The 22,126-nt window shown below is 47.4% G+C and carries 13 protein-coding genes; 2 read left to right on the forward strand and 11 right to left on the reverse strand.

What is annotated here, in order from left to right:
* Nucleotides 1-27 precede the first annotated feature (27 nt).
* The 4 genes from DF182_RS31600 to DF182_RS31615 all read right to left on the reverse strand — a co-directional run bounded on the left by DF182_RS31600 (nucleotide 28) and on the right by DF182_RS31615 (nucleotide 5,651).
* Nucleotides 28-1,272: an MFS transporter gene (locus tag DF182_RS31600; RefSeq protein ID WP_113619906.1), complete on the reverse strand. Its 1,245-nt coding sequence runs from the start codon at nucleotides 1,270-1,272 to the stop codon at nucleotides 28-30.
* 33 nt (nucleotides 1,273-1,305) lie between these two features.
* The gene (locus tag DF182_RS31605) at nucleotides 1,306-1,896 is read right to left on the reverse strand and encodes a TetR/AcrR family transcriptional regulator (protein WP_113619907.1); all 591 of its coding nucleotides are present in this window, start codon (nucleotides 1,894-1,896) and stop codon (nucleotides 1,306-1,308) included.
* Nucleotides 1,897-2,172: 276 nt separating this feature from the next.
* Nucleotides 2,173-4,590: an ABC transporter permease gene (locus tag DF182_RS31610; RefSeq protein ID WP_113619908.1), complete on the reverse strand. Its 2,418-nt coding sequence runs from the start codon at nucleotides 4,588-4,590 to the stop codon at nucleotides 2,173-2,175.
* 167 nt (nucleotides 4,591-4,757) lie between these two features.
* Nucleotides 4,758-5,651, reverse strand: a complete 894-nt coding sequence (locus DF182_RS31615) for a hypothetical protein (protein ID WP_113619909.1) — start codon at nucleotides 5,649-5,651, stop codon at nucleotides 4,758-4,760.
* Between the two features lie 108 nt (nucleotides 5,652-5,759).
* On the opposite strand from DF182_RS31615, the gene DF182_RS31620 reads away from it, so the two are divergent.
* Nucleotides 5,760-6,515 (forward strand): glycine-rich domain-containing protein, encoded by a 756-nt coding sequence (locus DF182_RS31620; protein WP_113619910.1) that lies wholly within the window; start codon nucleotides 5,760-5,762, stop codon nucleotides 6,513-6,515.
* Between the two features lie 22 nt (nucleotides 6,516-6,537).
* Complete coding sequence (locus DF182_RS32220) at nucleotides 6,538-6,882, forward strand: hypothetical protein (RefSeq protein ID WP_147243611.1); 345 nt, start codon at nucleotides 6,538-6,540, stop codon at nucleotides 6,880-6,882.
* A 13-nt stretch (nucleotides 6,883-6,895) separates the two neighbouring features.
* On the opposite strand, the gene DF182_RS31630 is transcribed toward DF182_RS32220, so the two are convergent.
* The 7 genes from DF182_RS31630 to DF182_RS31660 all read right to left on the reverse strand — a co-directional run bounded on the left by DF182_RS31630 (nucleotide 6,896) and on the right by DF182_RS31660 (nucleotide 22,125).
* The gene (locus DF182_RS31630; protein ID WP_113619912.1) at nucleotides 6,896-8,080 is read right to left on the reverse strand and encodes a DUF1624 domain-containing protein; all 1,185 of its coding nucleotides are present in this window, start codon (nucleotides 8,078-8,080) and stop codon (nucleotides 6,896-6,898) included.
* Between the two features lie 77 nt (nucleotides 8,081-8,157).
* Nucleotides 8,158-11,409, reverse strand: a complete 3,252-nt coding sequence (locus tag DF182_RS31635) for a S41 family peptidase (protein ID WP_113619913.1) — start codon at nucleotides 11,407-11,409, stop codon at nucleotides 8,158-8,160.
* A gap of 188 nt (nucleotides 11,410-11,597) precedes the next feature.
* Nucleotides 11,598-16,118 (reverse strand): TonB-dependent receptor plug domain-containing protein, encoded by a 4,521-nt coding sequence (locus DF182_RS31640; RefSeq protein WP_113619914.1) that lies wholly within the window; start codon nucleotides 16,116-16,118, stop codon nucleotides 11,598-11,600.
* A gap of 3 nt (nucleotides 16,119-16,121) precedes the next feature.
* A complete protein-coding gene (locus DF182_RS31645; protein ID WP_147243612.1) occupies nucleotides 16,122-18,665 on the reverse strand; it encodes a SusC/RagA family TonB-linked outer membrane protein in 2,544 nt (847 codons plus the stop codon).
* 84 nt (nucleotides 18,666-18,749) lie between these two features.
* Complete coding sequence (locus tag DF182_RS31650; RefSeq protein WP_113619916.1) at nucleotides 18,750-19,196, reverse strand: DinB family protein; 447 nt, start codon at nucleotides 19,194-19,196, stop codon at nucleotides 18,750-18,752.
* Between the two features lie 12 nt (nucleotides 19,197-19,208).
* On the reverse strand, nucleotides 19,209-21,125 hold the full coding sequence (locus tag DF182_RS31655) for an AAA domain-containing protein (RefSeq protein ID WP_113619917.1): 1,917 nt from the start codon (nucleotides 21,123-21,125) through the stop codon (nucleotides 19,209-19,211).
* Between the two features lie 145 nt (nucleotides 21,126-21,270).
* A complete protein-coding gene (locus DF182_RS31660; RefSeq protein ID WP_161964341.1) occupies nucleotides 21,271-22,125 on the reverse strand; it encodes a YwqG family protein in 855 nt (284 codons plus the stop codon).
* Nucleotide 22,126 lies beyond the last annotated feature (1 nt).

Consider the following 22,126-nt stretch of genomic DNA (forward strand, 5'->3'; position numbering starts at 1 on the left):
CCCCTTGCTGGAGCACCCGTTTTTTATTTAAGCTTTTGCTGCGCGCAGCCTGGATTTTACCAGTTCACTTACACGGTACACCATCCAGATACTAATGAGCGTCATGACTGTCATCAGATAACCAACGGTATTATAGTGTTCGAGGGGACTCTGTTTGTTTTTCTGCACCACGATGAATCCTGCGATGGTGGCAGCAATACCGCCTGCAATCTGCTGCAGGGATGAGTTGATGCTCATAAACGCGCCTCTGTCGGCCATATGGGGAACCGCACTGGTGAGTGCGTTGCAGGGGACTGTACGGCTCAGGATACCGATCATCAGCAGCACATTCAGCAGGATGACCATCCACAAAGGTGTTTGCCCCAGATTGGTATAGATCAGTGCAATGAAGACCATCCATACGGCAGCTACAGCAAATACCCTGAACTTATCGATCCTATCGGACAGTTTACCCACGAATGGCAATAGTATCAACGCTGTGATACCGGACACCATAAACAGCAGTGGCAGCTGTTCCTGGGTCATGCCCAGGTTATTGACAGCAAAAGCGCTACCGAAAGGCATCATCATAAAGCCGCCAATAGACAACAGGGCTGTGCAGGTAAATCCGATACGATATTCCTTGTTGACAAACGTTTTTATCAGATGAGAAAAAACGGAAGTCTTTTGCTGGTTGAGCAAGTGCTGTGTTACCGGCTGTAGTTTCACCTGTATCAATACCAGCACCAGCAGTGCGAGGCCGGCCACCAACAGGAACGGCAGCTGCCAGCCCCAGTGATTAGCGAAGTAGAGACTGATAGGAATACCCAACACCTGACTGGCGCCAAATCCCATAGAGATAACGCCCATCACACGACCACGGTGATGAATATCAAACAGGTCGGTAATAATAGCCATGGAGATGGAGCTGATCACACCGCCGAAAAGGCCGGTGATGATACGCGCAGCCACCAGTAAGGGATAGGTATGAGCCATACCGCAAAAAATGGTACCGAGGATAAAACCACCATAAAAGAAGGTGAGCAGTTTTTTACGGTCAAAACGGTCTGCAAAGCCCGCTGTCAGCAGCCCGGAAGCTCCTGCGCTGAATGCATAGGCCGAAACAGCCAAACCAAACTGTTTGGGACTCAGGTCCATAGACTTCATCAGCAGGTCGCCCAGTGGCGACATGACCATAAAATCGAGGATTACAGTAAACTGGGTGATGGCCAGTATGAACATGACGAATTTCTGATACCCCGTAAAGGGCACCTTAGTAGTATCTGTTTGCATGATAAATCAATAGTTAAAATAGGGGATGTTAATCTAAGGTTTTAGCGATTTTAAAACGGAATCAAACGTTTGCCAAAGGATTTCCTCGTTCAGGGAGAAAGGCTTCCCTGCTATAAAGCTTCCCTGATGGTGATAACGGAGCAAGGAATAAAGAGGACCAAAGGCGAGCGACCACCATACCTCAATGGGCATAGATTTCATTTCTTTCCGTGCCAATGCATTTTCTACAAACCGCCTCATAGTAGGTACAAGCTGGTCAGCAATATGAGCTGATATCTTATCCGCATAACTGGACATATGCAGCTTTTCCATGAACTGTGTAGACAGTGGATTGGCCATCTGATAACCAGCCCTGTTCTCCCATTGTTTGCGTAAGCCGGTTTCAAAAGACTGCTCCGGATCAAAATCCTTTAATACCGCATTACTCAAACGTGTCCCTTCATCTATTCCTACCTGAACGATCAGGTCGTCTTTGTCTTTGTAATAGATGTACAGGGTGGCAACAGAGATCCCGCATGCTTTAGCCAGGCTGTTGACTGAAAAATTTTCGACGCCATTGGCTACGATCATCTGCACCGTCATTTTTTTGACGAGTTCCTCTTTTTCGGCATTCCGCGTCCGCATATCTTTTTAAAAACATTTCATTTTAAAAATCATTTTATAAACCAAAAATAAGTGAATATTCGCTTACTTATAATTTTTAGAAGAAACTTTTTGTTGCTAGATAATTAAATAACGATGAGATGAAGGCATTTCTTTTTACCATAGTGAATTTCAGCGTTTTCAGTGATTGATAACCTCCGGTGAAGTGTGGGTGCAACGTATAAGCATGAGGGTTATATAGAGCAGAAGGCGGGCTGTTTGAAACAACCCGCCTTCTGCATTGTATAAAAGACAAATTTATCGCAGTGTTACCGCCGGATTGGCTCTGGCAGCCTTTATTGCCCGCAGGCAGATCGTCAGTACAGTGATGAGTACGGCCAGTACAGCGGTGAGTACAAATACCCACCAGCTGATGTGGATACGGTAGGCGAAGTCCTGCAGCCAGCGGTCCATTATAAACCAGGCTAACGGAGACGCTACTACGATGGCTACTGCTACCAGTTTCAGGAAGTCTTTGGAGAGCAGGGTAACAATACCGGTTACGCTGGCGCCCAGCACCTTGCGGATACTGATTTCCCGGGTGCGTTGTTCCACCGCGTAGGTCACCAGCCCGAATAATCCCAGACAGGAGATCAAAATAGCGAAACAGGTAAAGGAAACAAATATTTTACCGGTACGTTGTTCGGCCTGATACAAGCGGTTAAAATCATCATCCAGGAAAGTATATCTGAAAGGCTGTCCATCCATGTTAGGCATATTATGGAACTTATCTTCCACCTTGCTCATCAATGCAGGGATATTGTCTGTACTGATGCGGAAAGCCATGCAGTTGGGCTGGTGGGCCAGCCTCATCACAATCGGTGGTATTTTCTTACGAAGGGAGCCGCTGTTAAAATCCCGGATAATGCCGATTACTTTCAGTGGTTTATATCCATCGTAGTTGGGATAGAGGAAACGGTTTTCGAGGTCAGTGAAGCCCAGCAGTTTGGCGGCTGTTTCATTAACAAGAAGGGCATTGCTGTCTGACGGCATATCCGGCGAAAAGTTCCGACCCTTTGCGATCTGCATCCCCAGTGTATTGATATAATCAGCATCTACGTTCCATTCAAAAAGGCCCAGCACCTGTCCGGCGCTGCCAGCCGCATCTCTGGAATAGATGCTGGTGTTCATAATAGATGAAACAGGCAGCACATCGGCCATGGTACCGGATTTTACGCCAGGCAGCTGCAGGATTTCCTGTTTAAAAGTCGCGGCATGTACCCAAAGTGACTGGGTATTTTGCAGCACCACCACTTGTTCACGGCTATAGCCCAGTTTTTTGTTGCGGATATAATTCAGCTGACTGTAGATCACCAACGTGCCCACGATGAGAATTACCGCGGTAGAAAACTGAAATACCAGCAAACTATTACGGAGCCAGCCTCCTCTGAATCCTGTTGCCAGTTTACCTTTCAGCACCTTCACCGGTTCGAAGGAAGAAAGGAAGAGCGCCGGATAGGAACCTGCCAGCAACCCTACTATAACGATGGTCAGCAGCATACCCGGTAACAGCCATCTGTTGAACAACAGCGCTACCGTAATCGTTTTGCCTGCCACCTGATTGAGGTAAGGCAACAAAGCCCAGGCCAGGGCTATTGCAAACAGCAACGCAATCATACTTGTGAGCACAGACTCTGTCAGAAACTGGGCAACCAGGTTCCTTCGCTGTGAGCCGAGCACTTTTCGCACACCTACCTCTTTGGAACGGCCGGCAGAACGGGCAGTAGACAGATTCATAAAATTGACGCAGGCCATGAGTAGAATAAATACAGCCACCACCCCAAAGATGTATATATACTGGATATTACCGGTTGGTTCTACTTCATTTGTGAAAGGAGAATACAGATGGATTTTAGTGAGCGGAAGCACATCATAGCGGAAATGGCCACCACTGCGCTCCAGCTCAGCAATGCTGCTGCCCGTCATTTTTTTGAGCTGGCCATCCATATAGTTTTGCGTGAGTGTTTTCAGGTAATTGTTGATGGTAGCTTCGCCGATATCAGGGCGTACCAGCAGATAGGTATCGTAGTTGTCCGCCATCCAGCTGGGATTGCGGCTATCCGGCAAACCGGCCATCGCTTTGATAAAATCGAAATGCATGTGTGAAGCGGCCGGCATGTCTTCCATCACACCCGTTATCTGATAATCATCTGCATTATCGATATGCAGTATCTGTCCTACTGCATTGGTAGTACCAAAATACTTCATGGCCATTTTTTTGGAGATGACCATTGTAAAGGGACGCGCGAGTGCTGTTTTAGGATTTCCTGCTATCAGGGGAAGTGTAAAAACATCGAAGATGGTGGAGTCTGCAAATCCGGCATATCGCTCCATCAGTGTTTCATTGCCCTTTTTGATGAGGATGCTACGGTCGCCGAAACCCCGCAGGCGCACATAGTTCTCTATACCCGGAAAATCCTTTTTCATTGTGGCCCCCAGCAGAGCAGGCGTGTATCTTTCGCGGAAAGCATTTCCGTTGAGCAGAAAATCTGCGTTTACGCGATAAATACGATCTGCTTTTTTATTGGACCGGTCGTAGCTCAGCTCATCAATAATAAACATTGTTATCAGCAGACAAGTGGCCAGCCCAATCGCCAGACCGAAGATGTTGATGGCGGAAAAGCCTTTGTTTCTCCAAAGGTTCCTCACGGCTATTTTAAAATAATTCCTGATCATTTACTGGTTGATTTATACCTGCCATTAAATCCCATGACGAGTGTGACAATCACACCATAAAAAGATAATGCCACACTACAAGCCAATGAAAATCAGCTTTTTAAAATTCATCTTTTTGAATAAATGTACGATTTTAAAACAGGTCTTGTTCATTTCCGGACATGGTGCTAATGCTCCATGATACGGTTTTGGCGGACATCTTTCAGATGCGCCATGATACGCGGAGGCAACAGCGGACTATCGAAAGGCAGATCAACAGAAGTTTTCTGAAAATTTTTCAGATTGGGTACCCTGTCGAATATTTCGTAAAGCGCGATGGGTTCTTCAGAGAAGCTCACACAGGTGCTGATAAAGGAAAGTTCGTTGACCTGAAAACCGGGCTGTTTCATTTTCTCTTCCACATCTTTCAACCGTCCAACGAAGTGCCGTTGGCGAATGAAAGTAGTACTGTTCATGATGATAAAAAGGTAGTTAGCGTAAGAGGTGATTTTACCGTAGTACATGTGATTGTCTCTGCCGGTACGTTCTACCAGGTATTCATCTCCGGAGCGGTATATTTCCAGCGCGGAACGCCAGATACGGTCTTCTTCCTTTTCGCCCCGCATGGGCAGATTGCGGTTATAACAGTACCAGTAACCCACCAGATGCTCCAGCAGCTTATGATTGACCGGTGCCAGGGGTATACCTATTTTCAGTTCATGAAAAGGAAATCCTTCTGATGCGGTATTGATAAAATCAATATAATTCGTATATCCCAGTACGTTAGCGATGGTATTTAAACGGGAGAAACTGGGGGTGCTGATAGTGGCTACAGCAGTACGGTTTTTCCAGGGCTTGAGTTTTTTAATCACCAGGTGCTCATAAAAATAATTATCTCCGAAAGATAAAAGAGCTGCTGTCATCTTTCCTTTTTTCCGTTGTTTCTCCAACAGTGTATTAAACTCAGCGGAAACATGTGCCCATTCTATTTTTGACACGTCTTTCCATTCTTTTTTACGAAGAAATTGCCAGGAAATATAATTCATTAAACGTTCGAGGTTAACCAGCTCTTCCCTTGTCATAATAAGACGATTTTAAGACTATAATAAGACGCTGTAAGATAATCAGAAGATTCGGGTATTACCGGAAAATTTCAACTTTCCATCAACAACAATAAAACATAAAATATCATGAAAACAATCACACACTACACACCGCGTATCCGTGAAGGGACCGCTTACCATCAGGACAGCTTATGGCAAAAGATAGCCGCTTTCCGCTTCGACGATCCTGCAGCGGCCCTACCCTTCTCCCGCAAGCTGGCCAGGGAAAACAAATGGGACCCGGCCTTTACGCACAGGGCCATCAACGAATACCGCCGGTTCATTTACCTCTGTTGTATCTCTCCTACCGGCGCCTCTCCTTCCTACATTACTGACCAGGTATGGCATCTGCATCTGCTGTATACGCAGAATTACTGGGAAGAGTTTTGTGACAAAACACTGGGCATCCAAATACACCATCATCCTTCCAAAGGCGGGCCACCAGAGAAAGCCAGACATGATACATGGCAAGACCAGACACAGGCACTATACCAGGCTGTTTTCGGAGAAAGCCCTCCCGCCGATATCTGGCAAGATTCCCCTCCTTCTTCTCCCCGGTTTCCACGAATTGTTTCCCGAATCTTTTCCCTGCGATGGCTGTTTCCTATCCTACTACTAACCAGCCTGTTACTGACCGGATGTACTGCCGGTGAAACTACCTTCGGCTTCCTTCTACTAGCCATACTCATCTACCGTACTGCGAGAAATAGTAAAAAAGACAGCTCCGACGCAAGCTCAGGCTGTACCAGCGGCAGCTCCTGCAGTTCAGGTAGCTCTTGTGGCAGCTCCTGTGGCAGCAGCTGCGGTGGTTGTGGTGGTTGCGGAGGCGGAGGTGGCGATTAAATAACCTTACAATCCAATCAACATGCGTACTTCATCCCCATGGTCCGGTTACTGCATCGCTGCAGGCTGTGGCCTTTCCATACTCTTTTTTCTCCATTTTCATTATCAGCGATGGAATCCTTTTATGCTGACAGGCCCGCAGTTCCTCATTTTTTACATCCTGCTGATCATCGCTACCGGGACTAACATCCTGCTTGCGTGGCAGCGGCAGCCAGCCTTCGCCCGGCGACTCAATGCCGGCTGCCTGCTCATAGGTATAGCCCGGATGATACAGGGACTGTATCACCACAAACCGGTGGGCTTTCTGTTGTTATTGCTGCTGCTACCGATGATCACTGCTTTTACTTTGCGGCAGGATAATAAATAACAACGCGTATTTATTACAGATACTTCAGCCACCATTGCTGATGTGTTGCCCTGTATTGATTGTACCAGCGGCATGGCCGGTACAACACCGCCACCACGGCTATCCAGATCAGGTATACTACCGGTAACGAATATCCGAAAGTCATAGGCCGGAATTGAAATGGTATCCGCAGGTCCATGATTTCGGTCGTATGATGTCCGGTAAGGAAAAAGACCACTACCAGCAAGGCATGCAGCAGATAAAAATGTAGGAGGTAATAGAAAAAAGGCACCCTGCCATATACCGACAACACATCCGTCCATTTGTTTTTGACCTGCTCAAAAACAGCCAGGGCCAGTATTGCAGGGCCCAGTGTCATACCGGCATACTGCAGGGAAGGCGGATATTTGCTGGTATTGAAGAATGCCAGCACATTACGCAGGAAGTCAGGCTGATGTACCCATGGCATCGGATTACCATACAGGTTGATAAAACGGAGCACTATAAATAAAACCACCAGTCCCCAGCCTGCCAGCAGCAGCCGTTTTTTTCTCAATGCCGCCGGGAAATCGCTGGTAAACCATTCGCCCATAGAATACCCCACCAGCATGATGCCTGTCCATGGCAGCACGGCATAAAACACACCTACAACATGGGTAGCATCCAATGGCAACACCATAGGCCTGGAGGTGAGCAGTACCTGCCATATTACCGATGCCGCTCCTTCTTTAGGGAAATTCATATAGTCGACCACGTTATGGCCAAAAAACAGGAGCAGTCCCACTATCAGCACCACTTTCCGCGACCATAGGCTGAGCAGCCCCAATATTACCATGCTCCAGCCGATAGCCCATATCACCTGCAAGAAGATAAAGTTATAGAAAGGGTTGTAAGTCAGCGCGAAGTTCACGATGGTGAGTTCGGCTATCACCAGCCATAGTCCTCGTTTGATCAGGAAAATACTGGCAGCAGACTTTGTTTTCCTCCGGGCTGCGAGAAAAGCGGAGATGCCGGACAGGAGCACAAAAGTGGGTGCGCAGAAATGGGTGATCCAACGGGTGAAATACGCGGCTACTGTGGTCGTGGCCGGATCCATCGGATCTGCCGTCATAGCAGTAATATGGAAATAATCACGGGCATGATCCAACGCCATGATCACCATCACAAGTCCACGCAGCACATCAATAGAAGAGATTCTGTTAGGGGTGGTTGTGTTCATACAGGGCGGTTTAAAAAGTCAATAGCCCGTCTGGTACCATGACCAAACGGGCTAAGTATTATTGTGGTTGATATAGATCAGCGTTTTTCATATGCCGGTGGTTCCGGAGTTTTGTAGCTTTTCGTTTTAAGCAGTGATTTTATTTCAGTGATGGCTCGTTCTATCTGAGGATCGATGCCTTTGGCCATATCGGCCAGATTTTCATCTACCGCGATATCCGGGTCTACACCATGGCCTTCACGGAACCAGGTACCATCGGGGTTGTATATACGAAGGTAAGGTGCGGTCACTTCTCCTCCATCTACCAGCGTAGGCGTTCCGGAGATAGCGATCAGGCCACCCCAGGTGCGGGTACCAATCAAGGGGCCGAGGCCTGCCTTGCGGAAGTAGTCTGGGAAGGCATCACCGCCTGAACCGCTCCAGCCATTGATCAGCATTACTTTCGGGCCTAAGTTGGCCACCTGCGGAGTTGACATGGGCGCTCCATCACGGGAAACCGCGAAAGACCATGGTTTGCGGTTGAGCAGCTCAATGAAACGATCGGGGATCTGACCACCGTTATTAAAACGTTCATCGATGACCAGGGCTGCTTTGTTCCACTGGGCACTGAACTGGCGTACTAGTTCATCCTGTCCGTCGAGGCCGGTGCTGGGTACATAGATATATCCTACCTGGTTGTCGGTGGCTTCTGCAACGTGTTTACGGTTGCTTTCAATCCATGCCAGGTGGCGCAGCCGGTAATCACTTCTGAGTGTTTTCACCACAGCTGTTTTAGCACCTTCCATAGAAGGACGTGCGTTATAGGTGATTTCCACTGCTTTGTCTGCCAGACCCTGGAAAACACTGAACGGCTCTGTGGCTGTTGTCAGCGGTACTCCGTTTACCGCCAGGATATAACTGCCTTCGGGTATGTTTACACCTGGCTCATCGAGTGGAGAGCGGGCTTCAGCATCCCAGTCTGCACCGCGGATGATACGTTTGATCTTATAGAAATTGCCGTCAGCCTCCCAGTCCACACCCAGGTATCCAACGTTAATCTGGCGGGCGCTTTCCAGATCACCACCGCTGTTGTAAGTATGAGAAGCATTCAGTTCTCCTATCATCTCACCCAGCACAAAATTCACTTCTTCGCGGGTGCGGGCACCTTCGAGGATACGGCTGTATTTTTCCCTTACTTCGTTCCAATTGACACCATGCATGCCCGGATCGTAGAAGAAATCGCGTTCTATGCGCCATGCGTCGGTGAACAGCTGTTTCCATTCCTGTACAGGGTCCAGCTGCATGATCATTTCATTGATACGAAGGGTTTTGCCGGCCTTCTGGTTTTCTTCCACATCGATGATCGCATAACGATCGCCAGCTATGAGAATTTTTTCACCATTGGCAGACAACTGGTATACTCCCGGATTTTTGATGATTTCTTTTTCGTCTCTTTTTTTGAGATCAAAATATTTCAGGGTTGCCTCTTTATCACCGGAGCCGGTATTAGGTGCGTTGATGTACAACACTTTACCTTTTACAGCATTGAGGCGGGAGTAGTTACCAGCCGGAACAGGCAACAGATACAGCCTCGCTTCCATATTATCCAGATCTATTTTCACTTCATTGCCAGCAGCTTTAGCAGGTTCTCCTTCTTTCTTTTTCTCATCCTTTTTAGGTGATGCTTCCTCTGCGTCTTTAGTTGCTTCCACTACATCATTACGTGTAGACATCACCGGTGGAACGTCTTTCCGCAGGCTGATGGCCGCCACTTTGGTAGTATTGGCATAGATGAAGGAACTTTCCAAATCGCTGTAGATAGGCGTAAATGATCTGTTGGTAAAGACGAAGAGGTATTTACCTTCCGGATCGAACACCGGGTCTGATGTGTCGTAGTAATCGCTGGTTACCTGATGACGTTGATTGGTGGCCAGGTTGTAAAGGAAAGCTGTACTATGCCAGTTGGTATTATCACGGCTATACGCCAGCCAACGGCTATCGGAAGACCAGCTGCATTTCCAGTTACGATAAGCACCCTCTTCAAAACGAACCGCCTTGTCTATATTGGTTATTTTTCCAGTGGCTACATCCAGGATGTTTATTTTCATCGTCTGGTCGATGTAGGCGATTTTTTTATTGTCAGGAGACCAGTACACATGGTAACGGAAACCAGCGCCCAGGTGGGTTATCTGTTTAGCCGCGTCTTCTTTGCCGGCTTCAGCCAGCCACAGCTCATATTCACCGGACTTATCACCCCACCAGGCAATGTATTTGCCGTTGGGTGACCAGGCGGCATCGCGTTCGGCCACACCGCTGGTACGGGTCAGGTCTTTTACGAAGCCGTTTTCGGCAGGCAGGGAAAATACATCTCCTCTGGCACCGATCAATGCGCGTTTACCATCGGGACTGATGTCTGCATACAGGATATCCTTGTCAGCCACAATGGTACGTGGTTTCAGGGTAGACACATCTGTAGTGACATTGATTTTTACTTCCTTGGATTGTTGGGTTTCGAGGGAGAGGGTATACAGTTTGCCACCGGCTTCGTATACAATATCTGCTGGTCCCATAGCCGGTGTATGTACATCATAGTCGGTGTAATGGGTTACCTGTTCAAAAGCTTTAGTATCTACATTATATCGCCAGAGGTTCATCCTTTTTTCCTGACCACGGTCGGACAAGAGGTATATATGGTTTTTATACCACATCGGAAACTCGTCCCCAGCTTCACTTTTAGCGGAAATATTTTCTGATTGCCGGGTATCAAAACGGAAAATATGGATTTCGGCTTTCATCCCGCCGCGGTAGCGTTTCCAGTTACGGAAGCTCTGCGTACGTGTGGTGAGTGCCATGCTTTTTCCATCAGGAGAATAGCTGCCGAATTCGGCATAGGCCAACGGCAATTTACTTGCGGGGCCACCAGTTTCCGGGATGGTATAAAACTGATTAAAACGATCTTTGGTACTTTCTCTTGTAGAGGCAAACAACACCTGTTTTCCGTCAGGCGTCCAATCTATAACGCGGTCTGTAGACCCGTGCTGGGTGAGCCTTAACGGCACACCGCCGCTAACCGGCATTACATATACGTCGTTGTTGCCGTCGTAATTGCCGGTGAAGGCCAGTTTGCGGCCATCGGGAGAGAAACGCGGAAATACTTCCACGCCGGAAGGTGAAGTAATTCTGATCGCAGTGCCTCCTTCTTTAGGTACAAGCCAGATATCGTTGGCATAACTGAAGGCAATCTGTGTCTGGGATACATCCGGATACCGGAATAAGCTGGCATTAACCTGTTGTGCGCTGACATGTACACCCCATAAGCAGGCCAACATCAGCAGTGGACTTTTCTTCATAAGCGGTTGATTGTTAGTTGATCTTTTCCGGATCAAGGGTTTCCCGGATAAACGAATGTAGGAAAAACAATACATTTTTGCTTTTTATTTATACGACCTTATTAAACCGGCACCTGCCCGTTTTTTCTAAAGACACAAAGACCGCTATGAGGTTGCATCATAGCGGCCTTTATTTTCATCATATTTTGTTATTCGCTGACCAGCACACTAATACCTTCCTGCCAGTGGCGGGCTTCCGGCATATAATATGGATACACGGTACTGGCTTTTGCCTTATAGTTACCGGCTATCTCTGCTTTGAGGTCGAGATGAATTTCTCTGGTTTCATGAGGGTCCAGTCCCATCCAGTAAAAGACGAGATAGTTATCAAACACTTCATAGTGGGCTACCTGCGCGGTTTCTATCAGTTCTTTCAACTGCCATGGCTGTGCAGAGAGTCCTGCCGGTATACCTATTTTGGCAACGGACATCGGCTGTCCGCCGGCGGATTCATTTTGTACCCGGATGTTCATTCTTACAGTCTCTCCCACTTTTGTCCGGGAAGAACTCAAGGAAGTCTGCAACTTCAGAACAGCAGCCGGATTGTTTTCCGGCAACAGGGTATAATAACTTATATCCAGGTTGTAAGGGATATGGTTATTGTTCTGTATGTGGGAGGTGACTACCAGCTTATTTTCTCCCTCTTTCAGGCCGGGCATCACCTGCTGACCGGGAGTGAGAGACTCCTTGTTGAGCATAAAACTGATCTTATCACTGTTTTGTTTCCAGTTGCGGCGTATGGCAAACTCAGTGAGCAGTTCGAGGCTCAGCAGTGTGGACTGAGTAGAACCAAATCCATAGTGAGAGCGGCTTTTAGTGATTTGTCCGATTATGTCCAATACCTCCTGAAGATATTCACTTTTTCTCTGAAAGGCCAATCCGCACAAAGCCTTGGTTTCTACATTCAATGAAGTGCCTTGTGCCCCTACCATACTGCCCTTAGCGAGTGTTTTGTTTCTATATCCCGGTGCCAGTATGACCATCAGTTTATCATAATCTTTTTCCCGTTTCATATTGGATGCTGTAATGGCCATGACTGCCAGTTCCCATAAGCTGTTGCTCTTCAGGGCTGCAGTGAGTGCAGCTTCATACTCCGGTATCACCTCAGTGCCCATGCCGGCTTTCACCATCGCATATACGATATAAGCGTTGGCTACGCTGTAAGGTACCGCACGGAACTGAAAACTTTTGGAAGGCTCCAGGTTGAAGCCGCCTTTACCATCGCGCCGGTCGAGCAGGAACTTTTTGGTACGTGCTATCATGTCTTCATCTACCTTAATAAATTCCTTCATATCCATAAATTCCATCAGGCCGTAGGCCGTCAGTACTTCCTGCGGAGGTGTGCGGCCAAACCATTCGAAACCACCCATTGTTGTTTCATAGCTTTTCAACAGATTATAACCGGTGGTAAGATATTTCTTTACTTTTTCTTCTACCTGCTGGTTTATCTGTGCAGTGTATTTAAGGTATTTCAGGATATAGATATTGGGATAGGTAGTGGAAGATGTTTGTTCGAAGCAGCCGTGAGGTTCCCGTAACATGCCTTCCAGTACGTCCATGGTCAGGTTTTCGGTGCTGGAATACAGATTGAGTTTTGTTTGCAGAGAGCCAGGTACAGGTTTGTTAAACCAGAACTGGAAAGAATCAGTCTTGTTGCCGGACAAGGAAATATGTACCGGAAAACCTTTTTCCGCCACGGTTATCGGCCATATCATTTCTTCCTTTCCATAACGGGAGTCGATACTGATACGGATGCTGTCAGAGAGTTTAGCCGATGCATCCACCGGAATGAGCACTCTGCGGGAGCTGTTGCCTGCTAGTGTCAGATGCGATTCAAAAGTGCCGGCAGTCAGTCCCTGTGGTAGTTTCAGCCGGATATCCGCATCCAGTGTGCTTGTCCGGTTGTTGCTGAGTACCAGCGGCAACCATGTTTTATCTCCTACGGTGAGATAAGGAGGAATTTTGACATCTATTGCAAGACGTGCACTGGACGCATAGGTCGCCTCAGCACGGCCTACCTTTCCATTATAGCCTATTCCTTCAGCGATGGCTCTGAAGGCAGTAGAGGCATCTGAGTTGTAAAATGTTACCGTAGCAGTACCCCTTTTATCTGTCTGTACCACCGGGTTCCAGTAAATGGTTTCCCTGAAATCATTTCGTTCAGCCGTTTTAGTGGTAGTATATACCGGCGCATAGAACCTACGGGCATCGGTATACGAAACACCTGGTATCTGAATTTTTTGTATCGGCAATTTATAGTCCGGTGACAACGGCAGTCGGATTTTGAAGTTTGGATTACTACGGCCACTAACGACAATAACACCGTTGGCCGCTTTGCTCCCATATAGCGCAACAGCGGCTGCATCTTTCAGGACGGTGATAGATTCTATATCTGCCAGGTTTTCGGTAAGGAAAGCCGCAGACACCGGCACACCGTTATAAACATACAGTGGCTCATTATTACCTGTCAGGGAGGCTGTTCCACGGATAGTTACGAAGGAATTGTTTCCCGGGGTACCATTGACGATTGATAAACCAGCCACCCTGCCCTGTAAAGCATTAGCAGCACTTTGTGGCGCCTCATAGTATTGCCGTGGTAATGCCATGATGCACCCGGCAGTGCCGGCCCTTTTTGAGGTACCATATCCTGTTATTATTACCTCGCTGAGATTTTTATTTCTCAGACCGAAGCTGATAAAATCCACTGCAGCATTTTTTCTCATAGCTTCCGGCAATGGAACTTTTATCCCTTCTTTTGTCAGCTCCAGTATTTCGTCCTTCCCTACTACCGGACTTTCCAGCAGACTACTATCCCCTGCATCCGTGAATGTGTTTTCCAGGATATTGAATTGCAGTTCTTCCTTTCTTTTATATCTCTGAAAAGGTAGTGCTACCAGCACATAGCTGTCAGCCGCCGTATTCCATAAAACAAACTTACCGGTGGGATCCGTTTTCACAGCCCTTACCAATTCATGGGCCTGATAGGGAAACAACAAAACTGTAGACTCAACGGACTTACCATATTTATCCACTACACGCCCCACCAGCCGGTGTTTCCGGTTTGGAGCATAACGAAGCCTGTTCTCTCTCAGCACTTCAGCGCGAAAATCAAAATACCGGTATCCATGGGTGAGCATCACCAGGTCTAACGCTGCGGGAGCAGCCGGTTCATCCTCTTTAAAATAAAACGGTGGTTCTTCTATTTTTCCCTGCAGTTCGGAACTAAGCAGCAGCCAGGAGAGAATATGGTCCTGCCGGTCATCTGCCAGAGACCATTTTTTATCATCTATTACTGCCAGGGATAAATTTGAAGGCACTGGTTTGTCATTCTGATCTTTGGTGCTGACGGTGAGTGTTACTTCTTCCCTGGGCTCATAGAGATTTTTATCAGTGGTGATACTTACCTGTAATTGTTGCTTTGCATGCAGAAAAACGAGACGTTCCGCTAGTGGTATGCCATTGGGTTGTGACAACGTAAAAACGGCGATGCCAGCAGGGAAATCTGCAGGATTTATTTTGATGACCTGTTCCTTGCTTTTTAAAGACACCTCTTTTTTATACCAGCTGACATTTTTGGTTTTCCCTTCCAGCACGAAGGTTTGTGGCTGATCAGTTTTCAGTTTAACCAGCAGCTCCGTCCCTTCGCGGTAGATGTTCATCACTACACCATTATCTGTAGCCTGCGGAAAAACATAGGAGCCTTTGATACCTGCCGGCGCCTGTATACTGGCGGTATACCTTTGTCCTGCCTTTGGCGTGAAAGCAAAGGCTCCCATACCAAAGCGAAGGCTTTCAAAAGTGGCTACCTGTTTCCCATTGTCATCCATCAGTACACCTTTAATGTCTGTGCCTTTTCCATACTCGTTGACGGCCCTGAAAGCGATATTGGTATGAATACCATTGACCAGTGTACCACCTTCCGGCATAAACTGCAGATCTATTTTGCTGAGTGTGATGGGTATGCTTCTGGAAATGGCTTCTTTGTTTCCTCTGTAATCCACAAGAATATTCAGCAGACCATCGTTGGTAGCAAGCGTATCCGGCAGACGGAACACAATCCTGGCCTTGCCGGCCGTATCGGTGACGAAAGTATCTGATAGCACTACACGACCATCTATTGCGACCCTGTATTGACATTGGAAATTTTCTACGGGCTCCTGTTGCAGGTTACGCATACTGTAGTCAGCTATCACTTTATCACCGGGACCATAACCTTTGGCCGGGAAATCCAGTTTCATCAGCACGCGCGGTGGGATAACCTTCAACAGGGTAATTTCTTTCGTAAAATGTGTTTCATCTTTTTCATTCTGCATCCAGGAGGTATAAGCATGGAGCTTATAGATACCACCAGGAGCCTGTTCACTGAAGTGAAATGCACCTTCAGCATAACCATTTTCCACCCGGTACACCTGCTTTTCCAGCACAGTGCCGGCGGGTGAAATGATCTCCACAAATACTTCACTGCTTAAGGCAGCGGGCCGCTGGTCGCGGGCATCAACTACATATATTTTATAGAAAAGATCCTCTCCCGGAGTAAAGAAAACATGACTGGTATGAAGATAAACTTTTTCCTTGGTGGATGCATAGTTCAGTTTCTGTGCATACACCTGCATCATTGCCCCTATTAGCACCAGGAGCAGACATACTGTTAATTTCATCAGGTACTTCATAGGTCAGAACTTAATTAAAGCGTTACAGCCGAAGGTTTTCACAGAAGGGAGGTTAAAGAAGTCGAGCCCGGCACTGTTGGGCTGATCAAACAGTAACTGTGACGGATCTACGCCATTGTAAGGTGTCCATAATAGCAGGTTGTTGACATATCCTGTCAGTCTCAGTTCCTGCAGGTATTTCCGGAATCTCCAGGTATAGGACAGTTGTACTGATTGCAGCCGCAGATAATCGGCCTTACGGATGTAGGCTTCTGCGATGCCGCCGGGACCGTATCTTACCCAGCGGTTGTCTTCCAGTGGCTTTGCAGGATCATAGAAGGTTACCGGTTTGGTGTTTGGATGACCGTCTTCAGTTACCCCTTCAAAGACATAACCCGTGACATTCCTTTCTGTGCCAGAAGAGGCGGACCTGCCGTAATAATCGAGCATGGCCTGCGTACCGTTCCAGGTGTCGCCTCCTTTTTTCCATTCCAGGGCTGCCTGAAATATCCAGTTGCGATAGGTGATACGGCTGCTGTGTTTCAGAATAAAGTCGGGAATGGGATTACCAATAATACCGGCTTTATCTGCCATAGGGAAACCATCGGGGCCTATCACCAGCTGTCCGGCTGCATTTCTGCGGTAGGTGCTTCCTACGATTGCTCCCAGCGGCTGTCCTTCAATGACTGCCTTGTTAACATCTTTAAATCCTGCGATTGGCGTATAATCCATTCCATCAGCCACATTAATGACCTTATTACGGTATGCACTATACGAAATATTACCATTGTATTGTAATCGTTTGCCCCAGTTGCGTTCCGAGATACCAAACAGCAGCTCGTACCCGGAAGTACGATGGTCTGCCAGGTTACGCAGCACCCAGTTGGCATTGTCATACAACGGGAACACATCTCCCTTTACAAACTTATTGAAAGCATTTACCTGAAAAACGAAACGCTGACGGGTCAGCTCTGTTCCCATACTCCACTCGCGGGTCCTGACTGGATTCACCCGATCGTAACCAGCCACCTCCGTCACCGGAAAATAATGGCCTGCTTCAAAAGTATTATAACGAAGCAGGTTAAGATACGCCAGAGATTTATTGACAGGGAGTTCGTGATCATAATAATTCAGCATCGAAAAAAAGCGCATTCTCCATGATGAGTACAGCGGTTTAACCCATACATTGGCGTTGATAGCAGGCAACCAGTAATCCTGGCGGCTTGCGGTATTGGACAGATAAGCGCGGTTAGCCAGTTCCACTTTAGCATCTATATCATTGCTGATGGCAAAATATACAGGCACCTGTAAGAGCAACTCATTAACAGTACGCTGATAATTGTACTTTGTTTCCGGCGAGGAATATTGAATCATAGAGCTGGCAACAGACAGAATATGCCTTAGTGTAAAATCTATATGGTCATCAGACCAGACCTTCAATTGTTTTTTATAGGTGAGGTGTGTATTGACACCATAGTTCAGATCTCTTGCCGTTCTACGTGTCAGTATTCCATCCGGGAAACCGCTAGTACCGGGCTTATAGGCTTCGGTTGCATTCTGCCATGCATACTCTCCGCTTTGTTCGATTGCCGCCTCCAGTTTTTTCCCTTGATAGTTCAACTTCATTCCGGCATTGTGCTGCCAGCCAAAGAAATTGTTATCATTATTTTTTAACAGGGAAAGAGGGTTATCTGCCCAGGCGCGATAACTCAATTTCGTATAGGCGTTATCGAAAGAGGCAGGTGTGAGCAGGTATTGCTGGAAGGTTCTGTTAAAGAAACCGTTTCTGTTGGTATTGGATAGATGCTGATCTCTGTACTTGTATCCTACATCAAGGGTAAACCTTTTCATGTAATACATCCAGCGGGTGCTGAGATTTTTTGACTGGTTGTCGTTATTCCGGATGACGGTGTTTTCGTTGGTGTGTTCCAGTTTGAGCTCCAGCGCCATCTTTTTGACATCCATTTTTTTCACCACTCCATTCAGGTCCAGGGAGGTGCTTACCAGCAGGCCGGGGCGAAATATGCTATGGTGGTAGTTTTTAGCCGGAGTGCCGTTACCACTGCCAGCTGACACCAGTTTTCCATTAGGGTCATATGGATAAGCAGCGCCATCGAATTCCAGTGAACGTAGTGCAGGGCCATAACTAAACATTTCGCCTGTTTCAGCGCCCCGCCATTGCAACGCTCCGTTGTTGGAGCGGCCCTGGGCATAATACTGCTGTACGGCAGGCAGACGGTTCACCGTTTTCAACTCCACGGTACTACCAAGTGTCCCCGTAAGCTGTAATATATTACGAGGACTTAAGTACGGTGTTACATATCCGTTTCGTATCCTGAGTTCAGAAATGTGTCTGAAGTCAGAGATGTATCTGGAGTCATAGATCTTGTTGGCGCCGGGAGAGTGCAGCAGTACCTCCGATGCTGAACGGGAAGAGTCGGCATGTCGGAGGCTTCTGTCTTTTCCGATCAGGTTCAGGTAGTCTTTCGAGACGACAGGATCAACAGACCGCTGTACCTGCGCCAACAGGCTACCAGGTAACACAAGCAACAGTATCAGGCCTTTCATAGTATAGGGCATTGGTCTATCTAAATATAAACCAATATCCCTAACAACGTACAGGCATGTCCGTTATATTTTACTATTATTTATCTAGTGATAAGACACCAGTTGATGTAAGTGATGTTCGAGGTGAACAACGTAATCATTGATCAGATAGGCTAATGTAACGGGCTCGGGTTTGCCAGTATTACAGGTGCGCTGCAACAGCTGTTCTGGTATATGCCGTGCAATACCCAGAAGGAGCTGATTGAAGGCTATCCAGCTATCGATCAGTTGCCAGCTATGTGCCTGTTGATGGTAGCTGTGTTTATTCCATTCATTCTGGTTATAGGTAATAGTGGGTGTGTCTTCAAACTGTATCCTTACAAAACGCTGATGATTATTGGCTGCGCTGTCTATCAGGTGGCCCAGGATTTCTTTTTTACTCCATTTGGACGGCAGCGGTTTAAAAGAAAAATCTTCTTCGCTGATAGCGGTCAGTAATGGAGGGATGGTATTACAGAGATACTCCCAACGTTGGAGGCTGGCAGAAATCATATTTGTTTCATTTTAAAGGTCCATAAATTCCCAGGCGCTCTGGTAGGCATTCCTGGCTTCTGCGTAAGCGATAAAATCTGCATAAAAAGGCAGTTGCGAAAGGGTACCGCTATCTCCTACTACCACCAGTTTTTTCTTTGCCCTGGTCATGGCAACGTTCATACGCCGGATATCCGCCAGAAAACCGATGTTGTTGTCTGCGTTGCTACGGGTCATGCTGATATAAACGATATCGCGCTCCTGTCCCTGAAAACTGTCTATTGTATTCACGGATATGTTAGCTGCATGCGGGAGCAATTCGGGTGCATGTTGCAGCTGTTCCTGCAGGAGGTATACCTGTTGTTTATAAGGAGAAATGATGGCAATTTCCGGGAATGCAGCCGATGAAGACTGGGCCTGCCATGCAGCTACGAGCTGTGACAGGTGTTTAAACAGGAACGAAGCTTCTTCCGGATTGGTAGTGCTGGTACCTTCCTGTTTTTCATCGAAACCGCAACCGGCAGTATCCACAAACGAAAGCGGCACATCCTGCGGAAAAAGCCGGTGGTCTGCCACAGTATGATGTGCTTTGAGTTTGTCCTGATAAAATACGGCAGAAGAATACCCCATGATCATTTCGTTCATGCGATACTGTTCTTCCAGCAACACTACTGTTTCGGGATGAAGTGCCACACACTTCTCCAGCAATGTGTTGCTGAGTCCTTTGCGGGCAGCTTCATTTGACTTGATGGTGGGTGGCAACTGGCAATGATCTCCGGCAAAGACAACCTTATCTGCTTTGATCAAGGGTATCCAGCAGGCCGGTTCCAGTGCCTGACCGGCTTCATCTATTACAACGGTGTGATAGCGGACATTGCGCACAGTATAGTGGTTGGCACCTACAAGGGTAGCTGTTACCACCTGTGCTTTAGCGATCAGGTCGTCGGTGATATATTGTTCGGTTTTATCGACCTCTTTCATGATCTTATGTGCTTCATCAAAGAGGGCTTTGCGTTGTTCTCTTTCGGCCTTGCCAAAGTTGCGCTTGTATTTATGCGCCATGTTTTTGTATTCGCCGGCTTGTTTTTTCAGTCGTTTAACTTCCTTCATGCTGGCATGTTCTGCCATTTTACTATCGAGGGTAAGCGACATGAGCCTTTCGGAGACGCGGGCGGGATTGCCGACACGCAATACGTTCAGGCCTTCATCAGCCAGTTTTTCGCTGAGGAGGTCTACCGCAGCGTTGCTGGGGGCCACTACCAGGATCTTTTGCTGGTCCTGTTTCACGAGGGCTTTGATGGCCTGTACCAGCGTAGTGGTTTTACCGGTGCCCGGAGGACCGTGTACAATGGCCAGTTCATTGGCCGACAGAATTTTGTTGACCGCTTCCTGTTGTACAGTATTGAGCCGTGGAATCACCAGCGGCTGGCGGGTTGTATCGAAAGAAGGTTTTTTCTGACCGGTAAGGATCTGCACCAGGTGCCCTTCGGAGGCTTTCTCCCCCAGGGCTGAGGCCTGTTTCAGGGCCTGTTGCATTTCATCATAACTGTTATCATCGAACAACAGGTCTATTCCCAGCTTACCATTATCGGCCCATTCCGGCAGTTCATCTGTACGGAGCATGAGCTTCAACCGGTTGCCACCCTGGTAGGTAACGGTCCCTTCCACCCTGTCTTTCTGATGATCGTGGTTGGAGAAAAGCATGGCTGATACTCCAAAGCGAAGCTGGTGCGCGATATCCTGATGGGTAGTGCGTTCCACTTCCACGGTGAGATAGTCGCCGCGGCTCATTTCCGAGCCTCTGATCGCTATAGGGTACCAGGTAAGACCATTAGCCCTGCGTTCGGCCACAGTGCTTGATTCTGTCATTTTTTGATATGACTGCCTGTCTTCCTCCCGCTCCATCTTCATCAGATCGAGCAATTCCCTGAAATAAACTGTGATGGACATGATGGTACTGATTCTCCTGATGTGGGAGTATTATATTTTTTTTATGAACGCAAAGATACGCTACTGGAGCCGCAATCCGGAAGATGCAGCACAGATAGGATATATATTATTTTGCTTTTATATTGTTTTAACTGTTGCTCATATATTAGGAACTATAGAGCGATAGATAGGTATTATCGAATTGTTTGCTGAGCAAGTCTTTTTTCTGTATGAAGAAGTGAATACAACCGGCATCCCACCAGGTGAAGCCCACCTGCCGGTCGGAATCTATCTGCAGCAACATAGTCATATCGCTGAGTGTGTCATCCACCTGCTGCTGGTTTCCATTAAAATGCTGCAGCAATGTTTTACGGGCATTGGAGGGCAGGTAATCATATTTCTGTTTTGCTACCAGGTACATGGCTGCTTCTATATAATGATCATCATGTTGTCCGTCAGGATAACCGCCTATCATCCCGATGCCTTCGGTGAGATGCATACAGAGATCATCCAGTGCATCTGACTCGTCTTCAGAGAGTTCATCATAATCTGCGTAGGCATAATTGGGCGGCATGAGAGAAGGTGCGGTCTGCAGCTGATAGCTGGTAAACCGTTCCTCTTTTTCCAGCACAGTAACAGCAGGAGCTGGTGTTCTTTTTAAACCTGTTTTATCCTCTGCATAAATCACTTTATGTTCGATATGATAAGCCTTGTCAACATCTCCCATAAAAAAATACAGTACACCGGTATCGGGCAGCAATTGCTGAACATCCTGCTGACTAATGACAGAGAGGTCGAGCTGCGCGATAAACGTCATCGGTGTTCCGTTGGCGGTGAGAGGCCAGGCAATATGGGCGGGAAGATCGGGGTCTCCTGCCACTCTTGTGTTACCGGTATGCTGATAATTTTCCTGTTGCGCCAGGGTCAGTGTAATCAGCGGCCGGGTGTTGGAGAGAACATAGTCTTCTACGCCGGCCAGGTCAAACTTATGGATTAACTCCTTGTATTCTTCTGTTGTCAAA

The sequence above is a fragment of the Chitinophaga flava genome (genome assembly GCF_003308995.1).
GTDB classification, from domain to species: Bacteria; Bacteroidota; Bacteroidia; order Chitinophagales; family Chitinophagaceae; genus Chitinophaga; species Chitinophaga flava.

Excerpts from the sequence above, each read along its gene's own strand:
- DF182_RS31600 (WP_113619906.1), bottom strand. The coding sequence starts at position 1,272 with ATGCAAACAGATACTACTAAGGTGCCCTTTACGGGGTATCAGAAATTC.
- DF182_RS31605 (WP_113619907.1), bottom strand. The coding sequence starts at position 1,896 with ATGCGGACGCGGAATGCCGAAAAAGAGGAACTCGTCAAAAAAATGACG.
- DF182_RS31610 (WP_113619908.1), bottom strand. The coding sequence starts at position 4,590 with ATGATCAGGAATTATTTTAAAATAGCCGTGAGGAACCTTTGGAGAAAC.
- DF182_RS31615 (WP_113619909.1), bottom strand. The coding sequence starts at position 5,651 with ATGACAAGGGAAGAGCTGGTTAACCTCGAACGTTTAATGAATTATATT.
- DF182_RS31620 (WP_113619910.1), top strand. The coding sequence starts at position 5,760 with ATGAAAACAATCACACACTACACACCGCGTATCCGTGAAGGGACCGCT.
- DF182_RS32220 (WP_147243611.1), top strand. The coding sequence starts at position 6,538 with ATGCGTACTTCATCCCCATGGTCCGGTTACTGCATCGCTGCAGGCTGT.
- DF182_RS31630 (WP_113619912.1), bottom strand. The coding sequence starts at position 8,080 with ATGAACACAACCACCCCTAACAGAATCTCTTCTATTGATGTGCTGCGT.
- DF182_RS31635 (WP_113619913.1), bottom strand. The coding sequence starts at position 11,409 with ATGAAGAAAAGTCCACTGCTGATGTTGGCCTGCTTATGGGGTGTACAT.
- DF182_RS31640 (WP_113619914.1), bottom strand. The coding sequence starts at position 16,118 with ATGAAGTACCTGATGAAATTAACAGTATGTCTGCTCCTGGTGCTAATA.
- DF182_RS31645 (WP_147243612.1), bottom strand. The coding sequence starts at position 18,665 with ATGAAAGGCCTGATACTGTTGCTTGTGTTACCTGGTAGCCTGTTGGCG.
- DF182_RS31650 (WP_113619916.1), bottom strand. The coding sequence starts at position 19,196 with ATGATTTCTGCCAGCCTCCAACGTTGGGAGTATCTCTGTAATACCATC.
- DF182_RS31655 (WP_113619917.1), bottom strand. The coding sequence starts at position 21,125 with ATGTCCATCACAGTTTATTTCAGGGAATTGCTCGATCTGATGAAGATG.